15 protein-coding genes and 1 riboswitch are annotated in these 15247 nt (G+C 45.0%); of the genes, 5 read left to right on the forward strand and 10 right to left on the reverse strand.

Annotated features, from left to right (window positions below):
• Positions 1-271: 271 nt before the first annotated feature.
• The 3 genes from LEP1GSC047_RS12465 to LEP1GSC047_RS12475 all read right to left on the reverse strand — a co-directional run bounded on the left by LEP1GSC047_RS12465 (position 272) and on the right by LEP1GSC047_RS12475 (position 4259).
• Complete coding sequence (locus LEP1GSC047_RS12465) at positions 272-925, reverse strand: ankyrin repeat domain-containing protein (RefSeq protein WP_010413980.1); 654 nt, start codon at positions 923-925, stop codon at positions 272-274.
• An 84-nt stretch (positions 926-1009) separates the two neighbouring features.
• Positions 1010-2185, reverse strand: coding sequence for a YncE family protein (locus tag LEP1GSC047_RS12470; RefSeq protein WP_010413983.1), 1176 nt, complete (start codon positions 2183-2185; stop codon positions 1010-1012).
• A gap of 4 nt (positions 2186-2189) precedes the next feature.
• Complete coding sequence (locus LEP1GSC047_RS12475; protein WP_052580717.1) at positions 2190-4259, reverse strand: TonB-dependent receptor plug domain-containing protein; 2070 nt, start codon at positions 4257-4259, stop codon at positions 2190-2192.
• A gap of 162 nt (positions 4260-4421) precedes the next feature.
• Positions 4422-4608, reverse strand: a riboswitch (cobalamin riboswitch).
• A gap of 196 nt (positions 4609-4804) precedes the next feature.
• On the opposite strand from LEP1GSC047_RS12475, the gene lsa26 reads away from it, so the two are divergent.
• A complete protein-coding gene (lsa26, locus tag LEP1GSC047_RS12480; RefSeq protein WP_020988674.1) occupies positions 4805-5542 on the forward strand; it encodes a surface adhesion protein Lsa26 in 738 nt (245 codons plus the stop codon).
• 116 nt (positions 5543-5658) lie between these two features.
• On the opposite strand, the gene LEP1GSC047_RS12485 is transcribed toward lsa26, so the two are convergent.
• Complete coding sequence (locus LEP1GSC047_RS12485) at positions 5659-6705, reverse strand: CapA family protein (protein WP_010413990.1); 1047 nt, start codon at positions 6703-6705, stop codon at positions 5659-5661.
• 184 nt (positions 6706-6889) lie between these two features.
• On the opposite strand from LEP1GSC047_RS12485, the gene LEP1GSC047_RS12490 reads away from it, so the two are divergent.
• Positions 6890-7762 carry a class I SAM-dependent methyltransferase gene (locus LEP1GSC047_RS12490; RefSeq protein ID WP_010413992.1) on the forward strand — a complete coding sequence of 291 codons (873 nt, stop codon included), beginning with the start codon at positions 6890-6892 and terminating at the stop codon, positions 7760-7762.
• 142 nt (positions 7763-7904) lie between these two features.
• Here LEP1GSC047_RS12490 and LEP1GSC047_RS12495 read toward each other — a convergent pair whose 3' ends face one another.
• From LEP1GSC047_RS12495 to LEP1GSC047_RS12510, 4 genes are all read right to left on the reverse strand, one after another.
• A complete protein-coding gene (locus LEP1GSC047_RS12495) occupies positions 7905-8621 on the reverse strand; it encodes an LIC_13076 family protein (protein ID WP_238325573.1) in 717 nt (238 codons plus the stop codon).
• A 26-nt stretch (positions 8622-8647) separates the two neighbouring features.
• Entirely contained in the window at positions 8648-9103 is a 456-nt protein-coding gene (locus LEP1GSC047_RS12500; protein WP_010413996.1) for a hypothetical protein, read from the reverse strand.
• Positions 9104-9188: 85 nt separating this feature from the next.
• On the reverse strand, positions 9189-9578 hold the full coding sequence (locus LEP1GSC047_RS12505) for a hypothetical protein (RefSeq protein WP_010413997.1): 390 nt from the start codon (positions 9576-9578) through the stop codon (positions 9189-9191).
• 49 nt (positions 9579-9627) lie between these two features.
• Positions 9628-10044, reverse strand: coding sequence for a hypothetical protein (locus tag LEP1GSC047_RS12510; protein WP_010413999.1), 417 nt, complete (start codon positions 10042-10044; stop codon positions 9628-9630).
• A gap of 126 nt (positions 10045-10170) precedes the next feature.
• On the opposite strand from LEP1GSC047_RS12510, the gene LEP1GSC047_RS12515 reads away from it, so the two are divergent.
• Entirely contained in the window at positions 10171-10878 is a 708-nt protein-coding gene (locus LEP1GSC047_RS12515) for a hypothetical protein (RefSeq protein WP_010414002.1), read from the forward strand.
• A 47-nt stretch (positions 10879-10925) separates the two neighbouring features.
• Positions 10926-11879, forward strand: a complete 954-nt coding sequence (locus tag LEP1GSC047_RS12520; protein ID WP_010414004.1) for a DMT family transporter — start codon at positions 10926-10928, stop codon at positions 11877-11879.
• 33 nt (positions 11880-11912) lie between these two features.
• On the opposite strand, the gene LEP1GSC047_RS12525 is transcribed toward LEP1GSC047_RS12520, so the two are convergent.
• Together LEP1GSC047_RS12525 and LEP1GSC047_RS12530 are read right to left on the reverse strand one after the other, a co-directional pair.
• Positions 11913-12962, reverse strand: coding sequence for a sensor histidine kinase (locus LEP1GSC047_RS12525; protein WP_020988768.1), 1050 nt, complete (start codon positions 12960-12962; stop codon positions 11913-11915).
• Positions 12963-13181: 219 nt separating this feature from the next.
• Positions 13182-14906: a SpoIIE family protein phosphatase gene (locus tag LEP1GSC047_RS12530; RefSeq protein ID WP_010414009.1), complete on the reverse strand. Its 1725-nt coding sequence runs from the start codon at positions 14904-14906 to the stop codon at positions 13182-13184.
• 155 nt (positions 14907-15061) lie between these two features.
• Here LEP1GSC047_RS12530 and LEP1GSC047_RS21900 point away from each other — a divergent pair, with 155 nt between their 5' ends.
• A complete protein-coding gene (locus LEP1GSC047_RS21900; protein WP_010414012.1) occupies positions 15062-15199 on the forward strand; it encodes a hypothetical protein in 138 nt (45 codons plus the stop codon).
• The last annotated feature ends 48 nt before the right edge of the window (positions 15200-15247 follow it).

The raw sequence follows: 15247 nt of genomic DNA on the forward strand, positions 1-15247 counted from the left end.
GTTTTGTAAGTAAGAAACATCCGGTTCGGCTTTCCTAAAATATCACCCCATCCCCTTCGATTTCGGAACCGGATTTTATGTATGTATGAAATCAATCAGAGGACAGAACATTGGTGAGCAGAGTTTCCACGTTCTAAAGAAAGATTCGGGCGTGTCAGTGGATTTTTCCCCTACCTCTGTTGCCTTTCCAACTAGTAGCAGCTACTGTCTAGCGTGCGCGAAGCGAACGCATCCGTCTTCTGTCGTCAGTCCTCTGGTAGCCGGATTTCTTTTACTCTAAAATCTCCGCTTCCTTCCAATTCCCGCGTTGCATCGCGATTTCACGAGCGGTCTGCCCGTCCTTGGTTTTTAATTCGGGGTTTGCCCCGTGTTTCAGAAGAAGAGCTACGATTTGTCCGTTCCCCTGACGGGATGCAGCAATATGTAGCGGAGTGTAACCTCCTTCTTCCTGGCCGTAATTAGGATCGGCTCCGCGTTCGATTAAGAGTTTTACCGTTTCGTCTTTGCCGGAAGCGACGGCGGAGTGAAGCGGAGTGTTCCCAAAAGAAAATTTACTCTTGGATTTTGCCTGCAATTCGGCCCCATGATCTAACAGGAACGTTACCAGTGAGGTTCGACCGAAATGCGCCGCTAAATGAAGTGGAGTCCAGCCGTCGGGACTAAACGAATGCACTGCCTCGGAATCTTTTTCCAGCAACGCTTGAACTCTCGCCTGATTGCCTAGAGCGGCAGCCTCGAATAAATTTAAGGGAATTTCCAAGGCCAGGTAGGCTTGGATGATATCGTCCTTACCGTAATAAAGGGCGAAGAGTAAGGGAGTAATACCCTCCGGATTGGCCAGAGAACCTAAAGACGGATTTTCGCGCAAGGCGTAGATTACCTGGGCTTTTTGGCCGGAGGCAATCAGGTGAAATATATCGGACATTGGCAAACCTAACCCCCGAAGCGTAAAAAGGATACTGTCCCGATTGCTTTCTTTGTCAATTCGGATTAATACCCTCGCAAAATTCTAATTATCGATCAATTCAAAAAGATCGAAAGGTTGCAAATCCACCGAAATCGGCAGTGGAGTGAGCGACGAATTTCCGTTCTTTGTGTCGAACATTGAAACTCCGGGTCGGGTGAACGCCGTATTCGCGACGTATAATATTCCGCCGGAGGCAAGCAGTATCGAAGATAAGCTCGCATCAAAGGAAGACGGAATGAACAACAAAGTGGAAAGTTTCGCGCCCGTACTCGGATCAAAAACCTGCAATGTTTTATTAAAACCGGCATCCAGAACACTCGCATATCCTAGATGATCGTTCGCGATTTGCACGACCATTAAATCTCCCGCCGAAGTCGTTTCGGCGTACAGGTAATTCGGCAAGAAGGTCCTTGTGGAAAGTCGAAAGGCGACGATGCCTCCGTCGATCCGACTGATATATCCTATGTAATTCGGCGTCGGAACGACCAAATGCGGCTCGCCGAATAGATTTACTAATTGAGGTTTTCCTAACGGATTCGGTGTCGGGAAATTGTATACTGCAACGACTCGATCCGAATTGATATCGATTTCCAACAAAAAAGAGAGCCCGCTCGGAGGCCAGTACCCGCTTGCATCATTACGATCCAAACGTTGCAGACAAACAAAGAGACTATTCCCGATTATTTTCATCCCCGACATTTCCGGTAGTCCGTCCGGATGCCCCGAAGTGGACGTCGGTTCGGAATATCCTCCTAGGTCCAAGGCTCCCAGAACCGCGCCGTTACCGGGATTGATAATTTTCAGGAAGCGAGAATTGTAAAGCGACACATATGCCTTATTCGGACCGGCAAATTCGATGTCCGCCGGATTCGTGCCGGCGCCCATCGACCATTCCGCAATCGTCTGGAACGCCAAATTGGGATCCAAAATCTGGATACTGTCTCTATTTAATCTATTTATAATATATACTTTGGAATTATAATATCTTCCGACTGCATCCGAGTGAATCGGGGTGAGTCCCGGATAGGAAATTTTCAATTCCGGATTCAATACTTTGAATCGTCCCGAGCTGCTAAAATCGGTGGTTACGACTCCGATATTTCCGGAGACATTGGGCGTTAAAAACAAAGTGTACAGAGGAGGGCGATGAATGTCCCCGCAACGCAAGGCCAAGAACCCGAAAAGAAGAATCCTTGAGTAAGATAAAATCCGCTTCATATTCTTAAAATCTTCCGCTCAAGGTGACGAACCAATTTCGACCGGGCAGGGGATATCCTACTATGTCCTCTACTCTCTTGTCACCCACGTTCCGTAAATCGAAACTAAGAAGAAGTTCCCGAGTAGCCTTCTCCGTTTTCGGATCCTGGATAGTCTCCTCCGTCGGAGAGGAATAGAGTACGATCGTTAAATACAGATTCCATATCTGTCTCGCAGGTTGATAATTGACGTACTCGTTGGTTCTGTCCTTAAAAACGGCTCCGACGTAAACCAACTCCGCGCCTCCTTCCCATCTCTTAGCGCGATATCCGACAGTGGAGGAAATTTCATGCCTGGGTCGTAACGGTAGATATTTTCCCTTTAAATAAGGAGCGTCCGAAGTGTTGATCGCCTGTTGGTAGGTATAATCGATCAATAATTTCCAACCATTGTATTCCGATTTATGAGAAATTTCCGCCCCGTCTATCTTTGCCGAATCCACGTTTTCCGGCCTTAAGGTAAATTGAGAATTCGGGATAAACAAAATCATATCCGAAATTCGTTTTCTAAAATAGGAAACGGAACCTTGGGATTTTAAATTCCCGTTGGCGTACTTTGCGGAAAAACCCGCGTCCACGTTCGTACTTTTTTCGGGTTTTAAACTGTCATTCGGAAGAATAGTTCCTACTTCGCCGAACAACTCTAGAAAGCTAGGAATCCGATTTTGTTTAGCCACGTTCGCTTTTAAATCCAGGTTAAACGATTCGTATTGGAATAATTTATACAAAAGTCCCGTTTTAGGATTGGAAAACGATGTGGTCTTGTCCGAAGAAGCCAACGGATCCTGTCTTTGGTACCAAGGCTGATTGCTCTGAAAGCGGTCCTTGTAGGTATCCCAGGAAACACCGGGTGTTAAAACGAGTTTACCGTCCATAAATCGGATTTCGTCCTCTATTTGCGAGGTTATATACGTTCTGGATTTTCCCGGTTCATAATTTAAATCTATATTATCGATATTACTCCGAGTCCTAGAAAACGTCTCCTTCTCTAATCCGAAATGCAATCGGATGATTTGTAAATAATCCAATAAATAGAAGGTAGGCGTTACTTGAATTCCGGATTGATGAATGCGGGCGGCGGAATTGGGAGCCCCCGAGGAAAATTCCGATTTAGGATCGTAAAGATCGTCATCGGCAAACGTAGTAAAGCCTCGCGTTTCTAATCTTAATACTCCGTCGAACAAGCCTTTCGTATCGGTGGTAACGGACGAAGTATTCCGCAGATATTTTCGATGAACTTGTCGAGTTTGGTTGGATGCCGGCCCTGGAATTCCCTGATACCTATAATTTAGATCATTCCAAAATCGAATTTTCGTTTTTCCTAAATCTCCGTCCAATCCGATCATTCCCGAAGATCTTTCGTACTGAGCGTTTCTCCTGCGGTCGATCGTATCGTCGTACGGATTCACGATTATGGTCCCATGAGGATTTAAGTATGGAAAGTTTTGATCGGATTTTTCCCCTAGGAAAAATAGACTCGTTCCGATCCCGCCGTACGTTCCGGTATGAGTGAGGGTTCCCTTTCCGGTATTATAGCTTCCTCCTCCGATATTCACTCTCGTCTTAGGTGGACCGGTCGATTTTCGAGTGACTAGGTTCACGCTTCCACCGATCGCCGATCCGGAGAATCCTACAGGAGCTCCGGATCTGTACACTTCCACGCTCTGCAAATTATCGAAGGGAAGATCGGCCAAATTCACTTCCCCACCCTGGGAATTATTAAACGGTACCCCGTCGATGAAAATTCTGGATTGATTCGGGTTCGTTCCTCGAAGAGAAAGTGTCGAATAGGAACCCAATCCGCCGTACCGCCTGACTCGCACCCCGGCTTCCCTTTCTAATACGTCGGGAAGATTCGTATAACGCGCATTATATTGATCTAAATTGACGGAAGATTGAAACCCGGTTGGATTTTTCCGAAAATTTTCGGGTTGATTCGAATCCGAAACCTTTCCTAAGACCTTGAGCGGCGCGGCTTCCTTTTTAGGTTGTTCTTGGGAAAAAACCGCGTGGGAAAGAAAAGCCAGGCCAAGCATTAGAATCCGATTCGCTTTGCAATGAAAAGCAAGGTTCGTATTCTCGGAGGCACGAGTGCGTTTGGACGGCAAAGAATTCTCCCGTACGGGAGACCGGGTGGGAGGACAAGAGGGTTTACCGCAAAAAGACTTCCCGCCCGACTTTAGCTCCCGAAAGTCTGACAAATGATAAGCGAAAAGATAGATTTTCTGGCTCGCGCCCGGGATTGGTGCCTTCCCATCCATTCTAGACAGTGGCCTTATTACCATCCCGTAAGACGACGCTTACAGCTGCGGGTTCAGCTTCGGACTTTCACCGAATTCCCTTTTCCTCTCGGCTTGCCAAACCAGCTTTACGGGGGGAAACGCCACGGCAATCGGAAAATGCGAAGTATTCCGCTTCGTCAATGCACCTGTTATGCAAGTTCTTGCCGACCGGCAACTGCCGATCACGGAACGTCACCTACGCTTTTTCGAAAACCGATAAATATTTTCTTGAAGTCGTTAAATCCAAAGCCAAACTGTTCGCATCTCAAATCCACGCCACCTCGGAGTATAGAACTCGAATGAAACTTAAAGAACTATCAGTATGGCTTTTGACAGGGGTATTTCTCCTGTCCTCGTCTTCCGTGTCTGCAATCGGTACCTATTCTGAAGGCTGGACCGTAGCGAAACTGATTCAATTTGAAAGCAGAGGACTCATCTTTGATTCGTACGAAGGATTCTTGGAAGTAACGACTTTCGATAAAAACGAAAAATGCGACGAAAGCAAGGACGAATGCTTTACCCCGACCAAACAAAAGGTGGCTTTCAGTGTTCGCCCCGAAACTACGGACGTAGTCAATTTTTTAAGTAAGAGCTTAAATCAGGATGTCCTGATTCAATATAGAGTTCATAGGATCGAACCGATCGCTCTTTCTACCGATTTCGAGGTTTTGGCAGCGCAAAAGCAGGAAAGCGTGCTCGGAAAAGATATAGCCGATAAATTTGTCGGTTCAAAGACAGGATCCAAAAGAAATTTCTCAGTCACAGGAAGAATACTCAGCCTAGAATATAGAGGAACCGTAATCGGCACTTATGAAGGCATTTATTTGGATGAAGCAAGAGGCAAAGTACATCCCTTCTCCGTTACTAACGAAGAGGTGGCGACCTTTGCCTGGTCGGCTCTTAAACATAATCTTAAATACTATCTTGGAATTTCGGTGGCCTTCGCCACCGGTGTGCGGGAATCGCATTACGATTTATTCGAAATAAACTTTAAGAGTCCGGCAGGAGCACTCGAAGCCCCACCCAAGCCGAACTGATCTAATCTGATTCCTAAAATCTAAAGGGAAGGCTCGTCTCCGGAAATCGATTCCGATTCGAGCGTTCTTTTTTTAAGAGCCAACTCTCAAGCGGCGCGGCGTTTGTCCCGTTATTCTTACGGCAATATCGTTCCGTCATTTTGAATTTTTGGACCTTTTCCCGGAAAGTCCGCTTTAGTTAGGGATTGCATCAGCTCGGTTGTTTTATTTTCCGGATCGGGAGAGGGAATTCCGTTCTGACTCAGCTGTAAAGGATGTATCTTACCCTTTACGAAATTTCCGTTTTTATCCAAATCCACTTCCAGCACCAACGAATAGCCTCCGTATCCTTTCGTGGAAAAAACCCTGTACCCTAAAAAATTACCGAGCGAATACGCGATCAAACGACCCCTATAAAGTTCTAGTGCCCGAGGAAGATGAGGTCCATGTCCGATGAATAAATCGGCACCTGCGTCGATTAACGCGTGAGATAATGCGACTAGGTTTCCGCGATACTCCCCGTAAAAGCGCTCCTGTTCGTTTTTTACATGCAGAGCGGGACCGCCTTCCGCGCCTCCGTGCACGGAGATGAAAACTAACTGAGCCTTTTTCTTCGCCTCCTTAACCAAGGCGACTCCCTCCGAAATTTCATTCACGTTATTATGAGCCGCTTTCATATGACTGAAACCGATCCAGGCAATCGTAATGCCCTTGACGGTCATATAGGTGATGGCACCTTTCTTTCCGGTGAATCTCATTCCCGCGGAGGAAATGTTTTTTGCGGTATCGTCAAAACCTTGCTGATGAAAATCCAAACTATGATTATTGGCGATGGATAGAATATCGAATCCCACATCCTTTAGAATTTTTGCATACGATGGCGGAGTTCTAAACGCGAAGATCAAGGGACGATTTATATTTTTAGAAGAGGTCGGATAATCCGTCAGAGTGCTTTCGAAATTTGCGAAGAGCAAATCCGCTCCTCTTAACGTAGGCTCGACATCGGAAAAAAGGGATTTTCTCGGATCGGCAGGGAGCCGGTTGTCCGGATAATTCGTCCCCATGACCAAATCGCCGACCGCTTTGATTTTGATCGTTTCGGTTTCCGCCGGTACCAAGGGCGCGGGAGCGTTTAAAACCAAAAATAGAACGCCGGTATAAAATAGAGTTAGGAATCTCTGCATACGGGGAGATTTTTGCAACCATGCTTTCTAGGAAAGCGGTTTTCGCAAAAGAAAGCGACTAAAGTGTCGCTGATGCAGAAAGATCGGTTGCTATGGCTTCCTATTTTTTTTCTCAAACTATCCGGATGAAATTCGCCCAAAATTTCCTGCCCCTACTCATCGTTACCGCCGATGAGATCCATATATGGAGCAAATTCCTTGCAATACATGCGGATCCTTGGCGTTTCGCCCTCTCTTCTCCAAAGCGAGTTCAAAGGGTGAAATATTCAAAATAGTGAAATGTACGAAATGCGGCCTGATACAAGTAAATCCGCAACCTTCTCCGATGGAAGTGGCGAAGTATTACGAGGATACTTATTTTACGCGGCGGACGGATCGTGGGTATGACGATTATTATTCGGACGCGACAAAACGGGAGATATCAAGAGTCTACCGTCTCAACCTGGAAGACCTAGGCTTCTTTACCTGGGAAAGTAAATTAAACGCCGACAAGTCCGCTTTGGATGTCGGCTGCGCCGCCGGATATTTTTTAGATTACTTGCAAGACCGGGATTGGAATGTGAAAGGTTTAGACATCGCTCCCGGACCGGTAGCCTTCGCTAAGGAAACCCTAAAGTTAGATGTCGAACAAACGGATTTCCTTAATTGGGATCTAGACGGTTCCCGGCAATTCGATTTAGTGACCCTATGGGCAAGTATCGAACATCTGCATCGCCCCAAGGAAACTCTTGAAAAAATCCTGCTTCATCTAAAGCCGGGTGGACGAATGATTCTTTCCACCTGTCGTCACGGTTTGCTTGCGAATATTTTAGGAGTAAAATGGCGATACTTAAACGTTCCCGAGCATCTTTATTATTATAGTTTATCCGGAATCCAGCGGCTATGCATGGATTTAGGCTACCTACCGCTATCTCATACCACCTATGGAAGCGGATTGACCGGCAGAAAAAATGCGGGAACGTTCTTCAAAGCTTCCAAAAGATTCGCGGATTGGGCGGTAAAAAAATTCGATCAGGGAGATATGATGGCCCTGTGCTTTGGAAAACCGAAATACTAAAATCTTAAAGATAGAATTCCATCGAAATAACGGCATCGTTTTCGAGGTCATCGAATTCCGTAATCTCGTCCCGATAGGAATCCGATCCGATTTTACCTCAGGTCGCAAGGCCTCAGCGGCCAGGTACTATAGTATGAATTACTTACGGTTTTTCGGAAGGCTTATCCTTAACTCGAATCACCTTGGTGGCAAAAATGACTTTGTAAATTTCCTTTTTGAGTACGGAAGACTCCTTACTCTGATTGCCCTCGTCCCATTCGATTTTTATCGAATCGACATCCTGTCCTAGGACTCTAGCTTCTTGGATCCTCCCGTTTCGATAGATAATCGTACTATAATTCTTTCCGGCGGAATCGGCCGGATTGCTTCGATCTAAATACTTTCGCAAGGAATCTTCGAATATCCTTTCGCTTTCCGCAAAGAAATCGGAACGAGCCTTTTCGCGCTCGGTTTCAAAGAAAGCATCGTATTCGGCCTTATGAACGAAACGAGTCGCGGTATCGCATTCCGAAATTCTGACCGGATGAACGGAGATGGAAGTCATCACCCCTAATAAAAGAGAAAGGGCGATATGCTGCCAGTCGGCTCGATTCTCTAAAATATATATTTTTCCTTCTTGCTTAGGAAGGGTCGGTTCAGCCGAAGAGAATTTCCATAATCCATAGAACGCGTACCAGCGATTGTACTGCCCGAGAGAAGTGCAGGATTTACCGTCCGCCTCCAACGCAAGCTTTTCGGGCTGGGAGAATTCGATTCGTTTATCAAAACTGCACGCAGGATGTAATAATACGGAAAGAATCAATCCTGTAGCAGTAAACAGGCGATATCTACTACCCTTCATATAGGTGTAGTCGTGCATCGAGTTTACATAAGCAATCCATTTATTTATTTTCGCCCAATTTTAGGATTCGAATTTCGAATCGGTTTCGAAGGGATCTTAACTATCTTATCCCTCGTTTGAGTGGTTTTTTCTTTGATTAACTTCGTAAAAAAATAACAAGGCACAATGACTACTAACGCTAAAAACAAATATTTAGGAAGCTGCGTCTCTAGGAAGGATTCGCGTACGATTCCCAAAACACGGCGTTGGTTTTCGGAGATTTTGTTTCGGTAGTCGTACCCGTATTGTTTGGCGTAAGACTTTAGCTGAATGCCTCGCCAAATTTTCTCGAGAGGATTTAAACGATTCTCGAAGGCGGTCTCCGATCGAACTCTATCTAATTTTAAAAAGCTTCCGAGAAAGGCCGTTAGTATGAATAGGCAAAGTGGAAGTAGCAAAAATATTATGGTGGGAGTCCGGAGTTTTCCCTTTTTTAGATTTTGCCCCGAGTTTCCTGCCATACTACTATTTCTTCGGATTCTTCCGCCCGCCTCATGAGTTCTAGTTCTTATTAGACCTTATTTTTTTCGGACTCAAGGTCTCTTTCTATACGCGCCTCCCCTTCTCTTGCGAAACTAAATCTCCGATACGCGTAAGGATACTATAACCCGGATATAAAAGGATTAATAGAAAGAAAAGGAATTTGGGAATTTTTCGTTCGATCCAATATTCCCGCTCTAGACCCGTAGAAAGCCGCTCGTCCGCACCCATTTTGTCCCTAAAATCATATCCGTATTTTTGAAACATTTGGCTCATCGACAATTCTTCGAATAATTCGTCGATCTCCGTCAATTGGGAAAACGCGAGCCTCTCGTCATGCAACCTATAAAGACGAACAATCTCGCCGATGAATACGCTTAACAAAAACAAAGCCAAAGGTATTAAAAACAAAATTTGAAAGGGAGTTAAAGGGGTTTTAAGTTTCGAGATCTTCATCGGTCGATAAAAAAGTATCCTGAAAATGTCCGTCCGAAAAGCCGATTTTTTATCTCTTATCGATTCCGTACAATTCGGTAAACTCGGATAGCCGCGGAAATTGAAATAAATTCACTATCGTCAGTAGGATAGCTCCGCCGAGAGATAGAAACGAACCGGTAATAAAGAACAATACGCAATTTAACAAAGCCCCACCCTCAACGATTGCCGCGGTGACGATTTTCAAGGTTCTATAATTTCCTAGATTTTCCTCCAGGCTTTTTTCTTTCGAAGTTTTAGGGAGAATCTTCCTTAGAAAGAATACTAAAGGTATGCTGAAAACGGAGACGGCTAGTACTATTCCCGATATCGAAGACTCGGACTGCTCTTTAACGCCGCCGATAAAGAAGCTGACAGCCAAAAAGAAAATCGGACCTGCCACTATCGCTGCATGAACGAATTGAAGACTAAATAGGGTTTGTTGCATGCGAAAGGAAAGTAAGGTTCAAAAAGATTATAGCAAGAATTTTTTTCCCGCATTTTGATGGTTATACTTCCTAAACGCATCCGGTTCCTTATTTTAAATCCGGACGTTCCTTAGGAAAGAATGAGTATGTTTCGAATCCGAGTCCTAGTTTCCCTTTTGTTCTACGTCTTACTGGAGGATTGTACGACTGTCGGGTTTCATAGAGAATCGATTCGAGTCCGCGAGGATTTCGGAAAGCTTCGAACGATTCAAGTTTGCGTTTGGAAGGACGAAAACGTTTCGCAGGAACGGGTGAACTCCCTCATCGAGGCGTGGAACGACGAATTAGCTTTGTATAAACTAAAGGCCGACGTTTCGCAGGTGAAAGTCTGGAATCGGCCCGGATGGACCGGCTTTGCGATCCTAGAGGAATTATACAAGGCCGAGCTTCCGGAAAATTGCGACCGAATTATGGCGTTCGCCGGAGTGAGAATGACAGACTTTTTCTACCAAATCGTTCAGATCATCCTAGCATTCTTTTTCATTCCGGTTCCGGAGGTTTTGGGAGCGGTCGACGGATACACCGGTACAAGAGGATATATTCTTGCGCATACGTTCTCCATCAACCAGCTATTCTGGAGCAGTCCATCCGCTACGATCGTCCATGAAGGATATCATTTACTCGGTTGCGGTCATGCAATGTTTCTATCAAAATGTTATGCGAAAATCAAGGAACTCAAAGAGTCCGCGCTTTCGGAAGCCGGGCAAACGAATCAATTCTTTCCGGCAGTAAATCCGAAAGGAGGATATTTTCTGAAAAGGAAGGATGTGAATTTTTTCTTTTTGGGGGAATAAATCGGATTCTTACTTTTACCCAAGAGCATTCTTGGAAAGCTGGAAGTATGGACGCCAAACGGGAAACTCTTTTGACTCGGCTTTTGACGGTTTTGACGGGAGCCAGCGAAGAAACGAAAGGATTTACGTATACTTTATTGGGTACCATCCTTTTTTCCTCCAAGGGCGTTCTCGTAAAGCTAGTATACGCTTACGGAGTGGATTCCATAACAATTCTGGCGTTTAGAATGCTATTTGCGATTCCTTTTTTTGCATTCGTTCTCTATCGCGAATCGAATCGAACCGGCCTGACTCCCGTCCATTCCAAGGATTATCTTGCCGTAGTCCTTCTCGCTTTTATCGGATACTATCTGGCGAGTTTCTTCGATTTTTGGGGCTTAGAATATCTCTCCGCTTCGATGGAGCGACTCGTTCTGTTTACTTATCCGGCGTTAGTTTTATTATTAAGCTTTTTATTCCTGGGGAAAAAGGCCCATTCGCTGGAACTATACGCGGTCGCGCTTACATATGCCGGAATCTTATTGGCGTTTCTTCCGGATGCCGAGTCAAACGGTCAAAAATCGTTCCTGGGAGCCGCGTTAGTCTTCCTTTCAGCTCTGGCTTATTCGGTCTATCTGATCGGTAGCGGTCAAATGATTCCTAAACTAGGTTCCAGGAGATTTACCGCCTTGTTGATGCTTTGGTCCGGCGGATTCGTTCTTGTACATTTCTTTTTGAAGAAGGAAGTCTCATCCATATTTTTGCAACCCTGGCCGGTATATGCGTACGGCTTTGCCCTCGGATTCTTAACGACCGTTTTACCCGCCTTCCTGACTACTGCGGGCATTCAAAGAATCGGATCGAACAAAGCCTCGATTGCCGGAAGTGCCGGTCCGATTTTTACCCTGTTTCTTTCGGCATGTTTATTAAACGAAGAGATAACATGGGAAAATTTAGGTGGAACGGCCCTCGTTTTATCCGGAGTCCTGCTCTTAAGCAGAAAGAAAAAAATCGCAGTCTAAATAATTTCCGACAATTTCGATTATCAGTTTATATTAAGAGAATTCTAAAATCGCCTTCGTTCCGTTGTCTTTAAGGATTTTTAAGCTGGCCTTAAGCTGTTTCGTTAGAATTTGTATTAAGGTAAATCCGGTCGTAGTAGGATTTTGCCATAGTCGGTCATCGGACATTCCCGCCCCCCAATCTACGACGCTCAACCGATACAACCCCCCTTCCTTTTGAATTTCGACGCTTACTCGAGCGTTGTTGGATCGGTCCGAACCGTGTCGTATCGCATTGGAAATCAGTTCGTTTGCGATCATAGCGCAGGGAACCGCACTTTCGATCGGTAAAAAAATTTTTCTTTGCGGTTCCACCACTTCTACGATTCCTTTACCGTATTTTTCGGAAAGGTTCGACGAAATTTCCCGGATGATTTGGGAGAAATCGATTTCACGGTAATTTTCGGTCTTATAAAGACAATTATGAACTTCCGATATCGCAATAATCCGATTCTGAAAATCCAAGTACGGTTGATGGCCGGAAGCGACCGCACTGGAGTCCCGGTGTATGTCCGCTAATCCGGAAAGAACCTGAAGATTATTTCTCACCCGATGATGTATTTCCTTTATTAACTCGTCCTTTTCCTGCACGTAACCGTGCAAGATCCGAACAGTCATGATTGAAATGGTGGTAAAAAGTAAAAAAAGGAATAAGGTATCCGTGAAGCTCGCCTCCGGGAGCGGACTTTGAGATTTCAACCAAAACGAACGAATCAATAGCAACCCGAGACAATAAACGGAGACCAAAATAGTCTTCGTTATATCGGAAAAATATAAGAAAAGAATAATGATAGTCGGAATACTGAATCCTTGGTTAACTCCTCTGGTCCCGAAAAGCCAACCGATGGTGATTCCGAGTAGGCTGAAAATTAACGTTATATTTAATGCATATTGATATTTCTTATGAAAGAGGAACCAGATCGAAAAAACCGCGGAAATGGCGACCGTGAGAAACCCGGGACGAAACGATCCGTTTTTGATCGCTATAAGATTCGCGATGATTCCTAGCGCGAGCACGAAGGCGTTGAAAACCAGAAGATGCAATGCCCTGTTCCGGGTCAAATAATCCCGGTCGGCGTATATTTTGTTAAACGAATCGAGAAACATTTCGGGAACCGACTTACTTACTTAATTATCGGAAATTTCTCTTTCTTTAATGAAAGGAAACAAGTTATACGAACGACAACGCGGTATGCCAAGAATTTTTTCGATAGCAAGGAAAACGATAGGAACGTCGAAAATGGATCATGCTCGGCCTCGAATTTACCCCTTTAGGTCCAAAACCAGCATCGCCATATCGTCGCCGAAAATACCTTCGGAAAACTCGAAAACGTCCGAAATCACCTGCTCGATGTATTCTTCAAGAGATGCGATATTCCTATATTCCGAAAGAATAGCCTGAAAGCCCGGAAGATCCAGAATCCTGCCCTGCGAGTTAAAAATCTCATACATTCCATCCGAATAGAACACGATTCGATCTCCGGGCCTTAAGTCGATGGACTCGTTAAAATATTCGATCGAATCGAAGATAAGCAAAGGTAGATTCATTCCTTTTAGTTCGATCATCTCTTCCCCGCGAAAAAGCAGAATCGGAGGATGTCCCGCATAAGAATAAACTAATTTCTTTTCAAGCGGAAAGAATCTTGCCCATACGGCGGCAATATGATGCTCTACGACCATCGGCTTGAGATCGCTTACGAACTGTTGAATCCCGTCCGCCGGAGAAATTCCGGTCTTAGCATGATGACGAAAAGATAATACGGCCATTCCCGATACCATCGCCGACGATATCCCGTGACCGGAAACGTCGCCGAAAAGAATATCTAACACGCCGGTTTCATGCTGGATGTACGTGATGATATCTCCGCCGACCTTCTCGAACGGACGAAAGTAACTTTCGAATCGGTAAAAAGGAGAAGAAGGAAAATCGCGGGCGACTAAAGACCGCTGGGTTAGTCTGGCTAATTCCAGATCGTGATTCATTCTTTCGTAAAAATCGTTTAGATCCGACTCCTTTTTTTTACGGTCAAAGGCCAGCACAATCAGATCGGATACTAGTTTTAAAACGTAAATGTCCTCCTCCGTCCAAAATTTTCCGCCTTTACCGGAGTCAAAACCGATAAACCCTATTTCGGCGTCCTGGGATCTCAATCCTACGACGACTACTGCCTGAATGGAAAGTTTCGATAAGAATCTTCGCAAAGATTCGTTGGACGCCGGAATTTCATCCAACGAATTATAAAGCATATGGCCTCGGTTACCGATGATTTCCGGATTGTCCTTTTGAAACTCCTCCGTGGATAAATTTTGGAGCCGATGCATCTTAGGTTCGATCCCGTCTTCGCACCATTCATGAGTGTTGGAAATAGTCAAACCCGCGTGGGTATATAAAAAAACGTAGGCGCGATCCGCATTACAGAACTTTCCCAACTGAGCCAATGCGAAATTGATCGCTTGGTTGGTATTTCCCGGATCGGTGCTTAAAAAGTTTCGAGAGATTTCGCTTAACAAACTTTCTAATTTAAGAGTCCTCTTTAACCTTAATTCCGCACCGCGAATTAAGGTCACATCCTTTTGCACTCCCCAGGCTCGAAGTAATTTTCCGTCCTCTACCACTCCGAGCGCCGTATTTAAAAAAAACTTTTTTAATCCTTTCGGATCTACTTCTTCGGATTCCGCATCGTGGATTTTATACCCCGAGCGGATAAATTCCAGAAGCCCGATACGACTGAAGCGATTTTCAAATGAATGGATATTTTTTAGAAGGGTTCCTTTTAGCTCTTCGGCGGTACGATATCCGTACATCCGGGCCAAAGTATCATTACAATGGGTTAATCTCGCGGTTTCAAAAATGATTCGGTATTGCTCTTCGACCGAGAGTCGGGTATCCACCGGATCTTCCAATTCGTAGCTCCAAATTCCTTCCGGTGCCCGAGTAAAATACCCCTCGATTCGCTCGATTTCATCGAGTCGTTTCCTGTAATCCAATTCAATCCTCGCTCTTCCACTCTTGCCCCGGTGAGATTTTTCTTCTTACTATCGGCTTCTCGAGGCCGGGAATTCGAACTGTTTTTTGCCCGATCGAAGCAATTTGTCCGGGATCTCCGTATACTTATCCATAACAACCCAAGAGGAGTTTCCTTATGAAAACAACGCACAAAATCTCGATCAATCACGATAAAATCTCCGCATTGGCGGAAATCCTGGCGGATAAGTTAATCGAAGAAATTAGAAAAAAGGCCTTAGAAAAGAACCGAACGTCTCCCAAGGAAGCGGCGTAAGAGAATTTGAAAAAAACCGGTTGCAACGGACGTTTCCCACCCTAAACT

This window comes from Leptospira inadai serovar Lyme str. 10 (assembly GCF_000243675.2).
GTDB lineage: Bacteria > Spirochaetota > Leptospiria > Leptospirales > Leptospiraceae > Leptospira_B > Leptospira_B inadai.

Bases quoted from the DNA above. Each gene is read 5' to 3' on its own strand.
- LEP1GSC047_RS12465 (WP_010413980.1), bottom strand. From the start codon at position 925: ATGTCCGATATATTTCACCTGATTGCCTCCGGCCAAAAAGCCCAGGTA.
- LEP1GSC047_RS12470 (WP_010413983.1), bottom strand. From the start codon at position 2,185: ATGAAGCGGATTTTATCTTACTCAAGGATTCTTCTTTTCGGGTTCTTG.
- LEP1GSC047_RS12475 (WP_052580717.1), bottom strand. From the start codon at position 4,259: ATGCTTGGCCTGGCTTTTCTTTCCCACGCGGTTTTTTCCCAAGAACAA.
- lsa26 (WP_020988674.1), top strand. From the start codon at position 4,805: ATGAAACTTAAAGAACTATCAGTATGGCTTTTGACAGGGGTATTTCTC.
- LEP1GSC047_RS12485 (WP_010413990.1), bottom strand. From the start codon at position 6,705: ATGCAGAGATTCCTAACTCTATTTTATACCGGCGTTCTATTTTTGGTT.
- LEP1GSC047_RS12490 (WP_010413992.1), top strand. From the start codon at position 6,890: ATGGAGCAAATTCCTTGCAATACATGCGGATCCTTGGCGTTTCGCCCT.
- LEP1GSC047_RS12495 (WP_238325573.1), bottom strand. From the start codon at position 8,621: ATGCACGACTACACCTATATGAAGGGTAGTAGATATCGCCTGTTTACT.
- LEP1GSC047_RS12500 (WP_010413996.1), bottom strand. From the start codon at position 9,103: ATGGCAGGAAACTCGGGGCAAAATCTAAAAAAGGGAAAACTCCGGACT.
- LEP1GSC047_RS12505 (WP_010413997.1), bottom strand. From the start codon at position 9,578: ATGAAGATCTCGAAACTTAAAACCCCTTTAACTCCCTTTCAAATTTTG.
- LEP1GSC047_RS12510 (WP_010413999.1), bottom strand. From the start codon at position 10,044: ATGCAACAAACCCTATTTAGTCTTCAATTCGTTCATGCAGCGATAGTG.
- LEP1GSC047_RS12515 (WP_010414002.1), top strand. From the start codon at position 10,171: ATGTTTCGAATCCGAGTCCTAGTTTCCCTTTTGTTCTACGTCTTACTG.
- LEP1GSC047_RS12520 (WP_010414004.1), top strand. From the start codon at position 10,926: ATGGACGCCAAACGGGAAACTCTTTTGACTCGGCTTTTGACGGTTTTG.
- LEP1GSC047_RS21900 (WP_010414012.1), top strand. From the start codon at position 15,062: ATGAAAACAACGCACAAAATCTCGATCAATCACGATAAAATCTCCGCA.